Source organism: Deferrisoma camini S3R1, assembly GCF_000526155.1.
Lineage (GTDB): Bacteria > Desulfobacterota > Deferrisomatia > Deferrisomatales > Deferrisomataceae > Deferrisoma > Deferrisoma camini.
This window is the reverse complement of the sequence record NZ_JAFN01000001.1, coordinates 495677-514806: the sequence shown is the minus strand read 5'-3', so window position 1 is coordinate 514806 and position 19130 is coordinate 495677. Positions and strand designations below refer to the sequence as shown.

Here is a 19130-nt window from a genome sequence, read left to right as displayed (position 1 = left end):
ACACGATGAACCGTCCAATCGATGAGAACCAACTGGAGCATCTGCTCGGGCTCGAGAGCTCGAAGATCGGATTCTACGCGGACGTCAAGCAGAAGATCCGTGAACTCGAGGCCATCAACCGGGATCTCCGCGTCCGGACCAACGAGCTGCAGGCCGTTTTCGGAGCCATCAAGGATGGGGTCGCCGTGTTCGACGCGGCCGGCCGCCTCCAGTACTCCAATCACGTGTGGGCAGAGATCTTTCCCGACGCGGTCTCCGAGCCCGCCACCTGCCGACGGTTTTTCCATCCGGCAAGGGAGTGCGGTGCCCCGGGCTGCCCGGTGGCCGGCGCTCTGCGGGGCGAGGTTCGGGACGACTCCCTCACCATCGAAGGGCCTAAGGGCGCCAGGTACCTGGAGACCACGGCCACCCCCATTGCGGATGCGGACGGACGATTCGCCCGGGCTCTGGTCTTCTTGCGGGACGTGACGGAAAAGAGGGTGAGGGAGCTCCAACTCCTCCAAGCGGAAAAGCTCACGAGCCTGGGGGTGCTTGCCGCCGGCGTGGCCCACGAGATCAACAACCCGTTGAGTTCGGTAGCCGGGTACGCTGAGGCATTGCAACGCCGGCTTCGGGATCAATCCGAGCTTGCGGCCGATCCTCGCCTGGAGGACTTCCCCGAATACCTGGAGGTCATCGTCCGCGAGGTGTACCGGTGCAAGGGGATCATTGACAGCCTCCTGAGTTTCAGCCGGAAGTCCGAGCACAGCTCAGGACCGGTGGACCTTCGGCAGCTGATGGACGAGGCGGTCCAGCTCCTGGGCCACATGGCCCGGTACCATGACGTGGAGCTTCACGTGGAGGCAGCCCCAGCGGTTCCGTGTGTGCAGGGAGACCCGGCAGCCCTGCGCCAGGTGATCCTGAACCTGGCCACAAACGCCCTTCAAGCCGTTGGACGCGGAGGCAAGGTCGAGCTCAGGGCCTTTCCGCAAGAGTATTCGGTGGTGTTCGAGGTAGAGGACAACGGCCCGGGCATCCCTGAGGATCTGCTGGAGCGGATCTGGGATCCCTTTTTCACCACGAAAGGAGTGGGGGAAGGACTGGGGCTTGGCCTTTCGGTGAGCTACAACATCGTCCGACGCCACCGCGGCGAGATCTCAGTCCACAGCGAGGTGGGCGGAGGGACGACATTCACCGTCGTGTTACCGGCGGCGGGAGGGGCACCGTAATGGACCGTGCCAAAATCCTCGTGGTAGACGACGAGGAACCCCTACGCCGGCTTCTCAGCAAGGAGTTCAGCCGGTCCGGACATCTGGTGGAGACCGCCCGGAACGGTGAAGAGGGGCTCGCCCGGTACCGCGAAGAGATCTTCAACGTGGTCCTGCTCGATATCCGGATGCCCGGTCTGGATGGGGTTCAGACGCTGAAGGAAATGAGAAGGGAAACCACCATCCCGGAGATCGTCATACTGACCGGCCATGGGACCATCGAATCGGCCGTCGAATGCATCAAGTTAGGGGCATACGACTACCTGACCAAACCCATCAAGCTGGCCGAGCTCGAGCTGGTCGTAAACAAGGCTCACGAAAAAAACCGACTTCGCCTTCAGAACATAAACCTACGAATCGAGGCGGAACGATCTACCGGACATCTCTTGGTCGGCAGGAGCCCGGCGTTCCTGAAAACGATAGAGTTGGTGGAGCGGGTAGCGAACACCATGGAGCCGGTCTTGATCCTGGGGGAGAGCGGGACCGGCAAGGAGATGGTGGCCCGGGCGCTCCACGCCGGCAGTTCCCGGGCCAACCGCCCTTTCGTGGCCGTGAACTGCGGCCGACTGGACGTCCACACGGCGGAGAGCGAGCTGTTTGGCCACACGGCAGGAGCATTCACCGGCGCGACGAAAAACCGGGTGGGTGCCTTCGAACTGGCAGACGGGGGCACCCTGTTCCTGGACGAAGTCTCGGAGATGCCCCTGGACGTCCAGGTGAAGCTGTTGCGGGTCCTCGAGACCCAAACCTTTCGACGTCTCGGGGGAAACCGGGACATCCGGGTCAGTGTCCGGCTCATGTTCGCTTCGAACCGGAATCTGGAAGAGCGGGTCCGGTCGGGGCTGTTTCGAGAAGACCTCTATTATCGAATCAATCTTTTCGCCGTGAGGCTGCCGCCGTTGCGGGAACGCCTCCCAGACATCGAGCCCCTCACCCATCACTTTCTCCGTTCGATCCCTCCCAGGAAAGGAGGGGAGTGGGTGGTCGCCCCGGAGACGCTTCGGGCCATGGAGGCCTACCACTGGCCGGGCAACGTCCGCGAGCTCAAGAACGTGGTGCGTCGGGCGTGCATCCTTGCCGAGCGTCCCCTGCTCACTCCCGATCTACTCCCCTTTGGAACGGGCCCGCGGCCCCTGTCCCCCTCCGGACGTCACGGGCTGTCGCCACTGTGGGTGATAGAACGGGACCATATCCGAGCCGTGCTAGAGTCGACCAACTGGAACAAGAGCCGAGCGGCGGAGATTCTGGGTGTGGACCGAAAGACCCTGTACGCAAAGATTGAGAAGTACGCGCTGCGAGGTTCTCCTCATCTTTAGCAAGGCCTGCCCAGAGGGGCAGGCCTTCCGGCTGGATCAGACCCAGCCCCGAGCGAACGAGTAGGGACCATCGCCCCTTACGGACGAAAAGCCCGGCTAAAGTATCCAGGGCTTTGACATCGTTGGGAACCGCATCGCGGCCAGGAAGCGGTCCTGGAACCCCGGAGACCCCGCCAGGCCCACGTGCTCCAGCGACCGCACCGCCCGCTTCAAACGGGAGCGGGCCCGAGCGTCCCGGAGCAGGGCCTCGCACCCGGCCTGGCTGGTGTTCCCGGCGGAGACCACCCGCGAGACGAGGCCCGGCGGAAGAAGGCCGATCCGCTCCAGGCCCTCGGGCCGCAGGTGGCGGCCGAACCCGCCGGCCAGGACCACCCGCCCCAGGGCCTCTGGCCCCACCCCTGCAACGTCCAGCAGGCAGTCCACGGCCGCCCGAATCGCGGCCTTGGCCAGCTGAACCTGTCGCACGTCCGCCTGGGTCAGGTACACCCCCTTCGCCAGGTGTACCGCCGGCTTGCCCTCCAGGAGCCGGAGCCGCTCCCGCAGCGCCGCCGCCCCCCCGAACTCCTCCCTTCGGAGCACCCTGCCCGTCGGGTCGATCACGCCGAGGTCCAGAAGGACGGCCACCGCGTCGGCGAGCCCGCTTCCGCAGATCCCCCGGGCGGGCCCGCCGCCCACGGTGCGCACCACCAGGTCGCGGCCGTTCCACCCCACCCCCTCGATCGCACCGGCCGCGGCCCGCATGCCGAACCGGATCCCCATTCCCTCGAACGCCGGCCCGGCCGCGGCCGAGGTGACCAGGCGCCGGCCGCCGGCCGTCAGCGCCACCTCGCCGTTGGTTCCCACGTCCAAGAACAGCTCGGGCCGTTCGGCCCGGAAGAACCCCGTGGCCCAGAGCCCCACGGTGACGTCGCTCCCCACGAAGGCGTGGGCCACGGGCGGCACGTAGAGCCGGGCCGCCGGGTTGACCCCGAGCCGCCAGGGCCGAAGGGAGCGGGTGCAACCGGTTCGCAGCCCGTGCCGAAACGGGAACCGGCCGAGCGGGGCGGGATCCTTTCCGAGGGCCAGGTGGAGCATGGTGGTGTTGCCGCCCACCACCGCTTCCAGCACCTCATCGGGGGCCACGCCGGCGTCCCGGCAGCACCCGGCCACGAGGCCGCGCACCGCGGCCCGGACCTGGTCCCGAAGGGTGCGGAGCCCCTCCGGCCGGGAACCGGCCAAGATCCGGCTCACCACGTCGTGGCCGAACCGCGTCTGGGGGTTCAGCCCGCTGCGAGACGCGAGCCGCCGACCGGACCCGAGGTCCACCAGGGACACGACGAGCGTGGTCGTGCCGAGGTCGATGGCGACCCCCCGGGGTCGCCATCCCTCGTGCCACACCCGCAGGGGAACCGGCCGGGCCCTGCCGAACCGGACGGCCCAGGCGCCGGAAGCCCCCTCCACCCGGGCCCACGGCTCCCCGGGAGGCCCCTCCCAGCCCCCGGCCTCGACGATCTTCACGGCGGCGTCGGGCCCGACGAGCTCCACCACCCACCCTTCCTGCGGCACCAGCCGGCACGCGAGCCGGATCCCCGACGCCCCATCCGCAGGGGTCAGGTTCCGGTGGGGGGTCGGCGGAGCGGGCCGGGAGCCGCGCACCCTCACCCGGCACCCGCCGCACACGCCGTTGCCCCCGCACGGGGCGTCCGGGGCGAGCCCCGCCCTCTGCAGTGCCTGCCACAGGGTCTCTCCGGGCCGCGCCGTCACGGTCCGGCCGCCCGGTTCGATTCGGAAGGTCGTCATCCCATACCTCGTCACATCGGGTTGCGTTCAAACCGAGGGCCCTCGGGGGGCATGGGGTCTGCTGGAGAGCCGCGCGCGGCCGGAAGCAGGCCCCATGCCCGCCGCCGGCAATGGCCCCGGACCAACTAAGGTTACCCTTCCCCGTTGTAAGGGCCCCCGGGGCCGAAGGGGGCTTCCATGGAACTTCGGTCGTCGGTCTACGGTCAACGGTCGCCGGTCTGGGGCCTTCGGCCCCTGGGCGGCCGGGCGGCCGGCGGGCTGGGGCTTTGGGCCTCGCCGCAAAAACTTTTGCCGCAAACTCTTTTTCCGTTCCCCGGGAAGACGAAAAAATCTTTTCGGCACTCCACGCCCTCCGCCCGGCCGGCCTGGGGGGTCCCAAAACCTGTTTTTTTGCGCTGTTCCCGGCCGGTTCGCGCGACTCCCCACCCCAACGCCCTTGGGAGGCACGGGGCTTGCTCCCCGGCAGGGCCGACCGTTTCCCCGATCTCGAGGAGGTTCGCCATGCCGGAGCCCCGTGGTTCGTCCGCCCGCCCCTTCGACCCGATCACCTTTGGGGTGTCGGCCGCGGTCACCGCCGCCTTCGTCCTGTGGGCCGTGGTGGCGCCCACATCGTTCTCCGACACCATCAACGCCGTGTTCTCCTGGACCACCACCCAGTGGGGTTGGCTCTACCTCCTGACCGCCTTCCTGCTCGTGGTCGCGTCGTTCCTGCTCCTGGTCACCGATCTGGGGAAGATGCGCCTCGGAAGACCCGACGACCGGCCCGAGTTCTCCAACTTCTCCTGGTTCGCCATGCTGTTCGGGGCGGCCATCGCGGCCGGCATCATCTTCTGGGGGCCGGCCGAGCCGGCCTACCACTACATGACCCCGCCGCCGTACTTCGGGGGGGCGGCCAAGACCCCCGAGGCCGCGGCCAACGCCATGACCCAGTCGTTCTTCCACTGGGGGCTGTCGGCCTGGGCCATCTACCTCATGCTCACGGTCCCCCTGGCCCACGCCTGCTACACCAAGGACCTGCCGTTCCGGTTCTCGAGCGCCTTCTACTACGTGCTGGGCGACCGGATCTTCGGGGTCTGGGGCAAGGTACTGGACATCTTCGCCGTGTTCGCCACCCTGGGGGGCCTGGCCACCACCACCGGGCTGGTGGCCCTGCAGATGAAGAGCGGCATCCAGTTCGCATACGGGTTCGACGTGGGCACCGTGGGCACCTACGCGATCATCGGCGTTCTGACGGCCGTGTTCACCCTGGCCGTGTACACGGGCCTCGAAAAGGGCGTGAAGCTGCTGGCCGATTGGCGCATGTACGCCACGATCGCGGTGTGGCTGTTCGTGTTCCTGGTGGGGCCCACCCGGTACTTCATGGACCTGTTCACCAACAGCCTGGGCCAGTACCTTCAGAACTTCCTGGGTCTGAGCCTCTACACCGAGCCCGGGGCGGCCGAGAAGTGGATCGGCGCCTGGACCGTGTTCTACTGGGCCTGGTGGATGAGCTGGGCCCCGTTCGTGGCCATGTTCATCGCCCGGATCTCCAAGGGCCGCACCATCCGGCAGACCGTGGCCGCCACCCTGATCCTGCCCACCCTGGCCGACTTCCTGTGGTACGCCGTGATCGGCGGGGCCGGCATCCACTGGGACGTGACCCAGACCATCGCGGACCACGGCGTGGAGAGCGCGATCTTCGCCATCGCCCGGCACCTGCCCCTCACCCAGGTGCTCACCGTAGGCCTCGTGGTGCTCGTGGGCGTGTTCGTGCTGACCAGCGCCAACTCGGCCGCCATGGCCCTGGCCATGTTCGTGTCGGGCCACGAGACCCCGAGCCGGAACCTGAGGGCCTTCTGGGGCATCGCCCTGGGCGGGGTGGCCGCGGTGCTGGCCGGCACCGGAAGCCTCAAGGCGATCCAGACCGCCTCGATCGCCACGGCGTTCCCCCTGATGTTCCTGCTGCTGGCCGTGATCTACGGCACGTTCCGGGGGCTTTCGCGCTACCGCCGGGAGATGACGACCGACACCGTCACCCAAAGGGCTGCCTGAGGCGGCCGCGACGTCACGAAGAGGAGATCCGATCCATGCACGACCGCATGCACGAGTTCACACCCGAGGAGCTTCTACGGCTCCACGACGCCTCCATGGAGCTTCTGGCCAGCACGGGGGTGGCGTTCAACGAGCCCGAGGCCCTGGAGATCTTCGAGAAGCACGGCAAGAGCGTGGACGGCAAGGTTGTCCGGCTCACCGAGGCCGATGTCCGCGCCGCCCTGGAGACCGCGCCCGGCCGGTTCGTGATCCACGCCCGCAACCCCGAGCACGACGTGGCCGTGGGCGGGGACGACTTCGTCCTGGCCCCCGGCTACGGCGCTCCGTTCGTGGCGACGGCCGAAGGGGTCCAGCGGGAGGCGACTCTTGAGGACTACAACCGGTTCTGCAAGCTCATCCAGACCTCCCCGTACCTGGACATGAACGGGTTCATGATGGTGGAGCCGTCGGACGTGCCGAGCGACACCGCCCACCTGGACATGCTCTTTTCGAGCATCGTCCTGTGCGACAAGGCGTTCATGGGGGCCCCGGTGTCCCGGCAGGGCGCGCGGGACACCCTGGAGATGGCCGGCCGGATCTGGGGCGGCACCGAGGCGATCCGGAACAAACCGGTGACGATCTCGCTGATCAACTCCCTCTCCCCCCTGCAGTTCTCCGAGGAGATGGCCGCGAGCCTCATCGAGCTGGCCCGGTACGGGCAGCCCTGCGTCGTGGCCGCCCTGATCATGGCCGGGTCGTCGGGGCCGGTGACCCAGGCCGGGGTGCTCGCGCTCCAGAACGCCGAGATCCTGGCCGGCATCACCCTGGCCCAGCTGGTGAACCCCGGCACCCCGGTCGTGTACGGCTCCACCTCGTCGGCCATGGACATGCGCAGCGGCGGCCTCTCGATCGGCGCCCCGGAGTACCCGATGTTCGTGTCGGCCGCGGCACAGATGGCCCGGTTCTACGGGCTGCCCTGCCGAAGCGGCGGCGCCCTGACCGACAGCCACGTGCCCGACGCCCAGGCGGGCATGGAGTCGGCCCTCTCCCTTCTGACCACGGTGCGAAACGGCGTGAACTTCGTGCTCCACTCCGCCGGCATCCTGGGGTCGTACATTGCGATGAGCTTCGAGAAGTTCCTGCTGGACGAGGAGCTGTGCGGCATGGTCCGCAAGATCACCTCGCCCGTGGCCGTGACCGATGAAGCGATCGACCTGCCCACCATCCAGCAGGTCGGGATCGGCGGCCAGTACCTGACCCAGCCCAAGACGTTCAAACTGTGCCGCACCGAGTTCTTCCTGCCCAAGCTGGCGAACCGGGCCAGCCACGAGGGCTGGAAGCAGGCCGGCGGCCTGGACGCGGCCCGCCGCGCCGCCCGGGCGGTGGAGGAGCGCCTGGCCCGGTACCGGAAGCCCGACATCGACCCGGCCGTGGAGCGGGACCTGGCCGCCTACGTGGAGACCCGCAAGCGCGGGACGTGAGGAGACCCGGATGCGTTGGCTCGACTCCCGGATCGACCGCAGGGTGTTCTGGGGCGCGGCCCTGCTGGTGCTGCCGTTCCTCCTGGCCGGTGCCCTGGCGCCCGAGGCCACCGGTGGGGCGGCCAACGGGGTCCTCCAGGCCGTCACGACACACCTCGGGGGGCTCTACCTGGGGCTCGTGAGCCTGTTCGTGGGGGCCGGGCTGGTCCTGGCCCTCTCGCCCCTCGGCCGAATCCGCCTGGGCCGGGACGACGAGCCTCCCGAGTTCAGCCGGACGAGCTGGTTCGCCATGCTCTTCTCCGCCGGCATGGGCATCGGGCTGGTGTTCTGGTCGGTCGCCGAGCCCATGACCCACTTCACCTCGCCCCCCACGGGGCCGTCCGGCACCCCCGAGGCGGCCCGGCTCGCCTTCAAGATCTTCTTCTTCCACTGGGGCGTGCACGCCTGGGGCACCTACGTGGTGGTGGGGCTGGCCATCGCCTACTTCCACTTCCGCAAGGGCGAGCCCGCCCTCGTCTCCCGATGCCTGGCTCCGCTGATCGGCCGGCGCCGGGCCGAGGGATGGCCCGGGGTGGTGGTGGACGTGCTCGCGATCTGGGCCACGGTGATGGGGGTCGTGACCTCGCTGGGGCTCGGCGCCCTCCAGATCACGAGCGGGCTCCACCTGAGCGCTGGCCTGCCCGGCGGGGCGGGCACCACGCTCGCCGTGATCGGCGTGATCACGCTCTTGTTCATCGCATCGGCCGTGAGCGGGGTGAACCGGGGCATCAAGCTGCTGTCGAACCTGAACGTGCTCCTGATGCTCACGCTCCTGGGGTTCTTCCTGGCCTACGGGCCCACCCGGGCCCTCGCCGCGACCTTCGGCCGGGCCCTGGCAGACTACCTGCGGGACATCGTGCCGCTGTCCACGAGCACGACCCTGTTCGGGAACCCCGAGTGGACCCGCGCGTGGACCGTGTTCTACTGGGCCTGGTGGGTCGCCTGGGCGCCGTTCGTCGGCGCGTTCATCGCCCGCATCTCCCGGGGCCGAACCGTGCGCGAGTTCGTGATCGGGGTCATGGTGCTGCCGTCCCTGTTCTCGTTCGCCTTTGCGTCGGCCCTGGGCGGCACCGCCGTGCACATCGACCTGGCCCAGGGCGGGGCCATCGCGAGGATGGTGCAGACCGCCGTGGAGAGCGCCCTGTTCGGGACCCTCCGCCAGCTGCCCCATTACGGGCTCCTAACCGCCCTGGCGAACCTCCTGATCGCCTCGTTCTTCATCACCTCGGCCGACTCGGCCACCTACGTGGTGAGCACCTTCTCCACGGGCGGCGCCGAGCGGGCAAGCCGCCGGCTCATCGTGTTCTGGGGGGCGACCCTGGGGGCCGTGGCCGCCGTTCTCGTGTACGCCGGGGGGCTCAACGCGCTCCAGACCGCCTCGATCGTGGGCTCCCTGCCGTTTCTCGCCGTAATGGTGCTGCTCCTCGCAGCCACCGTCCGAGACATGTGGGAGGAGATCCGTACCTCCCCACCCAACCCTTGACCGAAGGAGAGACCAATGGCCGTCCAAGACATCTACGATGCCGTGCTGGAGTTTGACGAGGATCGCGTGGCCGAGCTGGTGCGGGCCGAGCTGGACGCCGGCTCCGACGTGCACTCGGTGCTCAACCAAGGGCTCATCGCAGCCATGGACGAGGTGGGCCAGAAGTTCAGCGAAGGCGAGCTGTTCGTGCCCGAGATGCTCATGGCCGCCCAGGCCATGAAGGCAGGGCTCGAGGTGCTCCGGCCCCGGCTGGGCGCGGACGACGCCCAGCCCAAGGGGACCCTGGTGATCGGCACCGTGAAGGGCGACCTCCACGACATCGGCAAGAACCTCGTGGCCATGATGCTCGAGGGCGCCGGGTTCCAGGTGATCGACCTTGGGGTCGACGTGGACACCGACAGGTTCCTCGCCGCGGCCGCAGAGCACCAGGCCCAGATCGTGTGCATGTCGGCGCTGCTCACCACCACCATGCCGGCCATGGAGGCCACGGTGAAGGCCATCCGGGACAACGGGCTGGCCATTCGGACCATGGTCGGAGGCGCTCCGGTCACGGAGGCCTTCGCCCGGAAGATCGGGGCCGACGGCTACAGCGAGGACGCCCCCGGCGCCGTGGAACTGGCCCGCCGCCTGATCGCGGCCTAGTGTCCCGTTCCGCAAAAAGGTTTACGGATTGCAGCGGTGGGGCCGGGGGCTCCGACGAAGCGCGACGGCCGAGCAGCCCGGGCCGCCCGGTGCAGGGGAGCGGCCGCGGCGCGTGCTCTCACGCGCCGCAGCGGACCGAGCCGAGGCGGCCCCTGCGAGGCCGTTCAGCGAAAGAGGGGCCCCCGGCCCCACCGCCTCGGGAAATGCACGAACTTGCAGAGCATGACACTAGCCCGGACGGAGGAGTCCCATGATCATCGTCGGAGAGCTCATCAACGCCAGCCGCAAGGCGATCGCACCGGCCATCGAGGCCCGCGACGCCCGGGCCATCGCCCAGGTGGCCCGGGACCAGCACGACGCCGGGGCCGACTACATCGACGTGAACGCCGGCATCTTCGTGGGCCAGGAGGCCGACTACCTGCGCTGGCTCGTGGAGACCGTGCAGTCCGAGGTGGACACCCCCTGCTGCCTCGACAGCCCCGACCCCAGGGCCATCGAGGCGGCCCTCGCCGTCCACCGGGGCCCCGAGCCCGCCATGATCAACTCGATCAGCCTGGAGAAGGACCGCTACGAGGCCCTGCTGCCCCTCATTGCCGGCACCGAGCTGAAGGTGGTGGCCCTGTGCATGAGCGACGAGGGCATGCCCGAGACCACGGACCAGCGGCTGGCGATCGCCGACCGGCTCGTGAACGGGCTCGTCCAAGCCGGGGTGGGCGTGGGGAACATCTTCGTGGATCCCCTGGTCCAGCCCCTTTCGACCCGCAGCGACTTCGGGGTGGAGTTCCTGAACGCGGTGGAGGCGATCCGGGGCCGGTTCCCGGGCATCCACACGATGTGCGGGCTTTCCAACATCAGCTACGGGCTTCCGGAACGGAAGCTCCTCAACCAGACCTTCATGGTCATGGCCATCGCCAAGGGGCTGGACGGGGCGATCGTGAACCCCCTGGACCGGCGGATGATGGCCCAGATCGTGGCGGCCGAGACCCTGGCCGGCCGCGACGGCTACTGCATGAACTACCTCAAGGCCTTTCGGGCGAAACGCTTCGCAGACCTCTGATACCAAGTCGCCTTTAGAACTGGTGGCCCCCTGGCCAGAGGGGCAAGGGGCCTGGCGGAGAGCCGGGTGCGGCCCCTTGGCTCGCCGCGCAGCGCCTCCGGCGTCTGGACTGCGAGATGGTGCGGGTTCCAGTGGGTTGCCATGGAGCCGGCTCGCCCGCCCTGTGCCTACGCGGCGAATCTCAATGCCTGGCTTCGCGCCCGGCCGCAGCCAGGTCCCTTGCCCCGCCCCCGGCTTCGGATCCGATGGATGGCAACTTGGTATGACCCGCATTCCCTCCGCCCGGGCCGGCCTCCGCCGGCCCGGGGCCCTTTTTCCCCGCCGGAATCGCCATCGTTCCCTGCCGGCTCTGCGCCAGGGGCTCCTGCCCCTCGCGGCGGGCCCCGTCCGATCCGTGTGATCCCCTGGTGCCGGGGCCGGCGTGTGGGTGAGGGTCGCCGTGTGACGAGCCGGGTCAGCCGGGCCGCCGGTTCCGGGTACGGAACTCCTCCCGGCGGATGCCGTGGCGCTTCAGCTTGTAGCTCAGCAGCTGGCGGGAGATGCCGAGCCGCTCGGCCGCACGGGTGAGGTTCCCCTCCTCGGCCTCGAGGGCCCGACGGATGGCCCCGCGCTCGGCGGCCCGCTGCGCCTCCTTCAGGTCGAAGGTCCCTCCCCTTTCCGCTTCCGGCTCGGGAGGCGCGGCGCGCGCCGGCGGCCGGGCCCTCAGCAGGTACGGCGGCAGGTCCCCCATCTCCAGCCGGTCCCGCTCGCCCACCACGTTCATGGCCCCCTCGATCACGTGCTCGAGCTCGCGGACGTTGCCGGGCCAGGGGTACTCGAGGAAGAGGTCCATCACCTCGTCCGCCACCGCCTCCACGTGCCGGCCCAGCTCCCGGTTGGACCGGGCCACGAAGAACCGGGCCAGCACCGGGATGTCGCTGCGGCGCTCCCGGAGGGGCGGGATCCGGAGGAACACCACCCCCAGGCGGTAGAAGAGGTCGACGCGCATCCGGCCGGCCTCCACGGCGGCGTGGGGGTCCTCGTTCACCGAACTGAGAAGCTTCACGGCGATCGGCCGCTCCTCGAGCGACCCCACCCTGCGGACCCTCTTCTCCTGGAGGACCCGCAAGAGCTTGGCCTGGAGCCCGAGGGGCATCGAGTTCACCTCGTCGAGGAACAGGACCCCGCCGTTCGCCTTCTCGAACAGGCCGGGCCGGTCCACCGCGCCGGTGAACGCGCCCCGAACCGTGCCGAAGAGGAGCCCCTCCAAGAGGTTCTCGGGGATCGCCGCGCAGTTGATCGCGACGTAGGGCGCGCCCTTCCAGGGTCCGAATCCATGGATCGCCTGGGCGAAGAGCTCCTTGCCGGTGCCGGTCTCGCCGTGGAGCATCACGGCCGAGGGCGTGAGGGCTGCGGTCTTGGCGGTCTGGACGATCCGACGGAAGGAAGGGTGCTCTCCGATGAGGTCGTCGAAGGTGAACCGGCGGCCGGGCCGGGCCTCGCTCCCCGGGTGCTCGAGGGTGTGGCTGCAGATCGACGTCACGGTCTGCTCCACGAGGTGGTAGTCGCGCACGAAGCACGCGGATCCCACCAGCTCCCCCCGGGCGTCGAACAGCGGGAACACGCTGCAGATCGTGTTGGCGATGCGGCCGTACCGGGTGCGGTACACGAGGTGCTGGTTCACGACCGGCCGCCGGCTGAGCAGGCAGCGCATGATCAGGCTGGTCTCGTCGGTGAGCTGATACAGCTCGGTGGTCTTGAGCCCGATCACCTCGTCGCGGTCGGTCTGGTCGATGCGGGCCTGGGTGGCGTTGTAGAAGGCGATCCGGCCGTCCCGGTCGGTCAGGATCACCCCCTCGTCGAACGACTCCAGGATGTCCAGGTAGTTCACCACCGAGCGCAGAAACGCCTCCCGGTCGGCTGGGTCTCGGAACTTGGCCTTGGGCATGCCGTCTCCGGTGGATTCGGTGGGGGGCGGGGCGGGCCATGGTACCAACCGGCGGGTTCGGCCCGCAAAGGACCGGATCTCGGCCCATCCCGGAGCCCCGGATCTCCCCGGGGGCACTCGACACCTCTGCTCGGCGGCCCGCCGTCACGGCGGAATGGGGGGCGGTTGCCAAGCATACATTTGTCTGCTATACAGAGGACCCATCCCTCTCCAGGAGGTCGACCATGCCGCGCACGCGGCCGGGGGAGACCCGGCAGAAGGTGTTCGAGTTCGTGCGGGACCGGATCCTCGCCGGCCGGCCCCCCACGGTACGGGAGGTGCAGGAGGCCCTGGGGTTCCGGGCGGTCCAGACGGCCCGGGCCCACCTGGAGCGGCTGGTGGCCGAGGGCAGGCTGGTGGTGGAGCGGGGCCGGGCCCGGGGGTACCGCCTGCCCGGGCACCCGGGCTCCACCGTGCTCGTGCCCCTGCTGGGCCGGGTGCCGGCCGGGCCCCTGGACACGGCGGTGGAGGAGGCCGAGGGCTACCTGCCCGTGGAGACCCGCGGCCGGGGCGAGGACCTGTTCGCCCTGCGGGTCCGGGGCGAGAGCATGACCGGCGCGGGCATCCTGCCGGGGGACCTGGTGGTCGTGCGGCGCCAGCCCGAGGCCCGGGACGGCGACATCGTGGTGGCCCGGGTGGGGGACGAGGCCACGGTGAAGCGCCTGCGCACCCGGTCCGGCCGGGTCGAGCTCCTGCCCGAGAACCCGGCCTTCGCCCCCATCGTGCCCGCCCCGGGCGAGGTGGAGATCCTGGGCAAGGTGGTCGAGGTGCGCAGGAGGCTGGAGTGAGCCCGAGGCCCGCCGGCGCCCTGGCCCGCATCCCCGTGGTGCCCGCGGCCCGGCTGGAGGAGAAGCTTCCCCCGGCCCGGTGGGAGCTCCCGACCCTGGCCGGCCGGCTGGCCGAGCTCTCGGCCCGGGGGGCCTCGGCCGCCCTCACCCTGGCCTTCTCCCTGGTGCTCGACGCCCAGCGCCGGGGCGAGCCCGCGGCCTGGATCACCCCGGCCGGGAGCTCCTTCTACCCGCCCGACGCGGCCGAGGGGGGCGTGGACCTGGAGGCCCTGGCCGTGGTGCGGGCCCGGGACGCCCGCCAGGCCCTGCGGGCGGCGGAGCTGCTGGCCCGGTCCGGGGGGTTCGGGCTCGTGGTGGTGGACCTGGGGGAGGAGCCCCGGGTGCCGGCGGCGGCCCAGGGGCGGCTGGCCGGGCTCGCCGGAGAGCACCGGATGCTCGTGCTGTTCCTGACCCGCAAGCCCGCCGGCGCGCCCTCGCTGGGCTCGCTGGTGGCGGTGCGGGCCGAGGCGGTGCGGGAGCCGCTGGGGCCCGGCCGGTTCCGGTGCCGGGTGCGGGTGCTACGGGACAAGCGACGGCTCCCGGGCTGGGGCCACGGGGAGGTGTGCCGTGGACCGGACGGCCTGCGTTGAGGTGCCGGCCCTGCCGCTCCAGGTCCTCGTGCTCCGGCGGCCGGGCTGGGCCACGGGGCCCGTGGCCGTGGTGGACCGGGACCACCCCCACGGCCGGGTCCTGTGGGCCAACGCCCGGGCCCGGCACCAGGGGGTGGCGCCGGGCATGCGCTACGTGACCGCCCTGGCCGCGGCGCCGGGGCTGCGGGCGGCCGCGGTGCCCCCGGCCGAGGTGGCCCGCTGGAGGGACCGGATCCTGCGGCGGCTCCTGCGGTTCACCCCCGGCGTGGAGCCCTGGGACCGGGACCCCGGCGTGTTCTGGCTCGACGCCTCCGGCCTGGGCCGGCTCCATCCCGAGCCGGCCCGGTGGGCGGCCGGGATCCGGCGGGAGCTGGCCGGGCTGGGCCTGGCCGGCCGGGTGGCCGTGGGGTTCACCCGGTGCGGCGCCCTGGCGGCCGTGCGCTCCGGAAGGGCCCGGATCCGGGTACTCCGGAGCCCCGGCGAGGAGGCGGCCGCGGTGCGGGGGGCGCCCCTTGCGCGGCTCGGCGCAGACTCGGGCCTGGCGGCGGAGCTGGGGGCCCTGGGGGTGCGCACCGCCGGGGACCTCCTGGCCCTTCCGGCGGCCTCGCTCGCGGAGCGGTTCGGCCCGGCGGCCTCGGCGCTCCACCGGTTCGTCTCGGGCCGGGGGGAGCTTCCCCTCCAGCCCATCGCCCCGCCCGAGCCCCTGCGGGTGGGCGCGGTGATCGAGCCGCCCGAGGCCGACCTGCACCGGCTGGTGTTCCGGATCAAGGGCCTCCTGGACGACCTGCTGGGCCGGATGGGGGGCCGGGGGATGCTGCTGGCGGAGCTGGGAATCCACCTGCGGCTGGAGGGGGGCGCGGTGCGAACCGAGCGGCTCCGGCCCGCCGCGCCCACCCGGGACGCTCGCCAGCTCATGAACCTGGTGCACCTTCGCCTGGCCGGGGCAGGCGTCCCCGCCGGGGTGGAGGAGGTGGTCCTCTCCGGCCGGGCCGTGCCGGCCCGGCCGACCCAGGCCGGCCTGTTCCAGGCCGCCCCCCGGCGGGACCCGAAGGCGGCCCTGCAGGCCCTGGCCCGGGTCCGGGCCGAACTGGGAGAGGGGGCCGTGGTGCGGGCCCGGCTGGCAGACCGGCACCTTCCCGAGGCCCGGTTCGCCTGGGAGCCCCTGGAGGACCTCCCCCCGGCCCGGCCCCGGCAGGTGGCGCTCCGCCCCCTGGTCCGCCGGATCCTGGACCGGCCCGCGCCCCTGGCGGAGCCGGCCGGCCAGACGCGGGGCGGCTACGGGGTGAGCGGGGGCTGGTGGGGCCGGGGGACGCACCGGGAGTACCGCTTCGTCCGTCTGGCCGGCGGCGAGATCCTGTGGGCGTTCCACGACCGGGCCCGGGGCCGGTGGTTCCGGCAGGGCACGGTGGAGTGAGGTCGGCTGGCCGCCGGGAGGGTAGGCCCCCCATGTACGTTCCCCTGTGGTGCAAGAGCAACTACTCGTTCCTGGAGGGGGCGGCCCACCCCGAGGAGCTGGTGGAGCGGGCCCACGGCCTGGGGCTCCCGGCGGTGGCGGTCACCGACCGGGACGGGGTGTACGGGGTCGTCCGGGCCCACGTGCGGGCCCGGGAGTTGGGGGTGAAGCTCCTGGTGGGGGCCGAGGTCACGGTGGCCGGGCCGGGGCCCGGCGAGCCGGACTCCACCCTGGTGCTCCTGGCCGCCGACCGGGCCGGGTACGCTCACCTCTGCCGGCTCCTCACCCGGGGCCGGCTCCGGAGCCCGAAGGGGACGAGCCGGGTCACCTGGGCCGAGGTGTGCGAGCACGCCCCGGGCCTGGTGGCCCTGTGGGGCGGTGACCGGAGCCTGCTGGTGCGGGAGGCGGACCCCGGCCCCATGCCCGACCTGCTGCAAGAGGCCTTCGGCGACCGGCTCTACGCCCTGGTGGCCCGCCACCGCCGGGCCGACGAGCCGGCCCAGGAGGCCCGGCTCCGGGAGCGGGCCCGCCGGCTGGGCCTGCCGGTGGTCGCCGCGGTGGAGGTGCTCTACCCCACCCCGGACCGCCGGCCGCTCCAGGACGTGCTCACCGCCATCCGCCACGGCCTCGCCGTGCAGGCCGCCGGCACCCGCCTCAAGCCCAACGCCGGGCACGACCTCAAGGCCCCGCCGTCCTTCCGCGAGCGGTTCGCCGACGACCCGGCCGCGGTGGCCCGCACCCTGGAGGTGGCCGAGCGGTGCGCCTTCTCCCTTGCGGAGATCCGCTACCGCTACCCTGCCGAGCGGCTTCCCGACGGCACCACCTCGGCCGACCTCCTGGGGCGGCTCACCTGGGAGGGGGCCCGGCAGCGGTTCGGCGGTCGGGTGCCGGCCCGGGTGCGCGACCAGATCGAGCGGGAGCTCGCCCTGATTGAGGAGCTCGACTACCCGGGCTACTTCCTCACCATGTGGGAGATCGTGCGGTTCTGCCGGGAGCGGGGAATCCTGTGCCAGGGCCGGGGCTCGGCCGCCAACTCGGCGGTGTGCTACTGCCTGGGCATCACGGCCGTGGACCCCACCCGGGTGGAGCTCCTGTTCGAGCGGTTCCTCTCCCGGGAGCGGGCCGAGCCCCCGGACATCGACCTGGACATCATGCACGAGCGCCGGGAGGAGGTGATCCGCCACGTGTACAAGCGCTACGGCCGGGATCGGGCCGCCATGGTGGCCAACGTGATCCGGTACCGGGCCCGGTCGGCCGTGCGGGACGTGGGCCGGGCCCTGGGCCTGCCCGCCACGGCGGTGGACCGGCTCGCCCGGCTCGTGCCGTCCCGCGGCGGGGACGGGGACCCGTGGCAGGGCCCCGGGCTCGACCCCGGGAATCCCCTGCACGCCCTCCTCCGGCGGCTGGTGGGGGAGATCCAGGGGTTTCCCCGCCACCTCTCCATCCACCCCGGCGGGTTCCTCCTGGGCCACGAGCCGGTCCGCGACCTGGTGCCCGTGGAGAACGCGGCCCGGCCGGGCCGCACCGTGATCCAGTGGGACAAGGAGGACCTGGAGGACCTGGGTCTGTTCAAGGTGGATCTCCTGGGCCTGGGGGCCCTGACCCTTCTGGACCGGTGCTTCCGGCTGCTGCGGGAGCACCGCGGGGTGGAGCTCTCCCTGGACCGCATCCCCCCGGACGACCCGGCCACCTTCGACATGATCGGCCGGGCCGACACCGTGGGGGTGTTCCAGATCGAGAGCCGGGCCCAGATGTCCATGCTGCCGCGGCTCCGGCCCCGGTCGTACTACGACCTGGTGATCCAGGTGAGCATCGTGCGGCCCGGGCCGATCACCGGCGGCATGGTCCACCCCTACCTCCGGCGGCGGCGGGGCGAGGAGCCCGTGACCTACCCCCACCCGTGCCTGGAGCCCGTGCTGGCCAAGACCCTGGGGGTGCCCCTGTTCCAGGAGCAGGTGATGCGGCTCGCCGTGGTGGCGGCCGACTACACCCCGGGCGAGGCCGACCAGCTCCGGCGCGACATGGCCGCCTGGCGCCGGCACGGCCGGATCGAGCGCCACCGCGAGCGGCTGATCGCGCGCATGACCGCCAAGGGGATCGAGCGGCGGTTCGCCGAACAGGTGTTCGAGCAGATCCGGGGGTTCGGGGAGTACGGGTTCCCCGAGAGCCACGCGGCGAGCTTCGCCCTGATCGCCTACGCCACGGCCTGGCTCCGGTGCCACCACCCCGACGTGTTCACCTGCGCCCTGCTGAACGCCCAGCCCCTGGGGTTCTACTCGCCGGCCACCATCGTGGACGACGCCAAACGCCACGGCCTGGAGATCCTTCCCGTGGACGTGCGGTTCAGCGACTGGGACTGCACACTTCAGAAGTCAGAAGCCAGAGGACAGAAGACAGGAGACATGGGCTCTGGAGTCCGCGCCGGGCCAGCCCGGCACCTCTCCACTAGGACCTGCTACGCCGTGCGGCTGGGTCTGCGGTACGTGAAGGGGCTGTCCCCCACCCGGGACTGGCCCCGCATCGAGCGGGCCCGGCGCGAACAGCCCTTCGCCTCGGTGGAGGACCTGGCGCGGCGCACCGGCCTCGGCCGGAACGCGCTGCGCCGGCTCGCCGAGGCCGGGGCCCTCGAAGGCCTGTGCCGGGGCCGGCGTCGGGCCCTGTGGGCCGCGAAAGGCGCCGGATCGAGCCGCCGCCCCGCGCTCCCCCTCGGCCCGGAGCCCGCCCCGCCCCTCGCGGCCCTCAGCTCCTCGGAGGCGGTGGCCTGGGACTACCGGGCCTCGGGCCTGAGCCCCCGGGCCCATCCCCTGGAGCCCCTGCGGCCGTGGCTCCGGGAACGGGGCCTGCCCGACGCCCGCACCCTGGCCCGGCTCCCCCACGGGACCCGGGCGTCCTACGCCGGCGTCGTGATCTGCCGGCAGCGGCCCGGGACCGCGGGCGGCACCGTGTTCCTCACCCTGGAGGACGAGACCGGGTTCGTGAACGTGGTGGTGTGGAAGCGGGTGATCGAGCGCCACGCCGCGCTCGTGGCGGCAGCGCCGGTCCTGGGGGTGAGCGGCCGGGTGGAGTCGCGGGAAGGCGTGGTGCACCTGGTGGCCGATCGGCTGTGGCGCCCGCCCCTGCCCGCCCATCCCGAGACCGCACCCAGCCGGGACTTCCACTGAGGGCCGGTCACCGCCCCTCCCCTGCCGGGATCTCCCGCACCCGCCGGTCGTCGCCGACCCACAGCCCGATGGTCTCCAC

Annotated in this window: 13 protein-coding genes; 11 read left to right on the top strand and 2 right to left on the bottom strand. The window is 71.5% G+C overall.

Annotated features, from left to right (window positions below; translation table 11 throughout):
- The first annotated feature begins 5 nt into the window (after positions 1 to 5).
- Complete coding sequence (locus DEFCA_RS0102185; protein WP_025321411.1) at positions 6 to 1208, top strand: two-component system sensor histidine kinase NtrB; 1203 nt, start codon at positions 6 to 8, stop codon at positions 1206 to 1208.
- Entirely contained in the window at positions 1208 to 2563 is a 1356-nt protein-coding gene (locus DEFCA_RS0102180) for a sigma-54-dependent transcriptional regulator (RefSeq protein ID WP_025321410.1), read from the top strand. Before DEFCA_RS0102185 ends, DEFCA_RS0102180 begins: the two co-directional genes overlap by 1 nt.
- 96 nt (positions 2564 to 2659) lie before the next feature.
- Here DEFCA_RS0102180 and DEFCA_RS0102175 read toward each other — a convergent pair whose 3' ends face one another.
- The gene (locus DEFCA_RS0102175) at positions 2660 to 4342 is read right to left on the bottom strand and encodes an ASKHA domain-containing protein (protein WP_025321409.1); all 1683 of its coding nucleotides are present in this window, start codon (positions 4340 to 4342) and stop codon (positions 2660 to 2662) included.
- A 501-nt stretch (positions 4343 to 4843) separates the two neighbouring features.
- On the opposite strand from DEFCA_RS0102175, the gene DEFCA_RS0102170 reads away from it, so the two are divergent.
- The 5 genes from DEFCA_RS0102170 (at position 4844) to DEFCA_RS0102150 (ending at position 11054) form a co-directional block, all read left to right on the top strand.
- Entirely contained in the window at positions 4844 to 6373 is a 1530-nt protein-coding gene (locus tag DEFCA_RS0102170; RefSeq protein WP_025321408.1) for a BCCT family transporter, read from the top strand.
- Complete coding sequence (locus DEFCA_RS0102165; RefSeq protein ID WP_281173802.1) at positions 6370 to 7833, top strand: trimethylamine methyltransferase family protein; 1464 nt, start codon at positions 6370 to 6372, stop codon at positions 7831 to 7833. Before DEFCA_RS0102170 ends, DEFCA_RS0102165 begins: the two co-directional genes overlap by 4 nt.
- A gap of 10 nt (positions 7834 to 7843) precedes the next feature.
- Positions 7844 to 9355, top strand: a complete 1512-nt coding sequence (locus DEFCA_RS0102160; protein ID WP_029733412.1) for a BCCT family transporter — start codon at positions 7844 to 7846, stop codon at positions 9353 to 9355.
- A gap of 15 nt (positions 9356 to 9370) precedes the next feature.
- On the top strand, positions 9371 to 9997 hold the full coding sequence (locus tag DEFCA_RS0102155) for a corrinoid protein (RefSeq protein ID WP_025321405.1): 627 nt from the start codon (positions 9371 to 9373) through the stop codon (positions 9995 to 9997).
- A gap of 250 nt (positions 9998 to 10247) precedes the next feature.
- A complete protein-coding gene (locus DEFCA_RS0102150; protein WP_025321404.1) occupies positions 10248 to 11054 on the top strand; it encodes a methyltetrahydrofolate cobalamin methyltransferase in 807 nt (268 codons plus the stop codon).
- Between the two features lie 454 nt (positions 11055 to 11508).
- On the opposite strand, the gene DEFCA_RS0102145 is transcribed toward DEFCA_RS0102150, so the two are convergent.
- On the bottom strand, positions 11509 to 12981 hold the full coding sequence (locus DEFCA_RS0102145) for a sigma-54 interaction domain-containing protein (RefSeq protein WP_025321403.1): 1473 nt from the start codon (positions 12979 to 12981) through the stop codon (positions 11509 to 11511).
- 224 nt (positions 12982 to 13205) lie between these two features.
- On the opposite strand from DEFCA_RS0102145, the gene lexA reads away from it, so the two are divergent.
- Genes lexA through DEFCA_RS0102125 form a run of 4 tightly spaced genes read left to right on the top strand, consistent with a single transcriptional unit; the run spans position 13206 to position 19051 of the window.
- The gene (lexA, locus tag DEFCA_RS0102140; protein ID WP_025321402.1) at positions 13206 to 13808 is read left to right on the top strand and encodes a transcriptional repressor LexA; all 603 of its coding nucleotides are present in this window, start codon (positions 13206 to 13208) and stop codon (positions 13806 to 13808) included.
- On the top strand, positions 13805 to 14437 hold the full coding sequence (locus tag DEFCA_RS0102135) for a P-loop NTPase family protein (protein WP_025321401.1): 633 nt from the start codon (positions 13805 to 13807) through the stop codon (positions 14435 to 14437). Before lexA ends, DEFCA_RS0102135 begins: the two co-directional genes overlap by 4 nt.
- Positions 14415 to 15851 carry a Y-family DNA polymerase gene (locus tag DEFCA_RS0102130; RefSeq protein WP_025321400.1) on the top strand — a complete coding sequence of 479 codons (1437 nt, stop codon included), beginning with the start codon at positions 14415 to 14417 and terminating at the stop codon, positions 15849 to 15851. The genes DEFCA_RS0102135 and DEFCA_RS0102130 overlap by 23 nt, the downstream gene beginning before the upstream one ends.
- 32 nt (positions 15852 to 15883) lie before the next feature.
- The gene (locus tag DEFCA_RS0102125; protein WP_025321399.1) at positions 15884 to 19051 is read left to right on the top strand and encodes an error-prone DNA polymerase; all 3168 of its coding nucleotides are present in this window, start codon (positions 15884 to 15886) and stop codon (positions 19049 to 19051) included.
- Positions 19052 to 19130 lie beyond the last annotated feature (79 nt).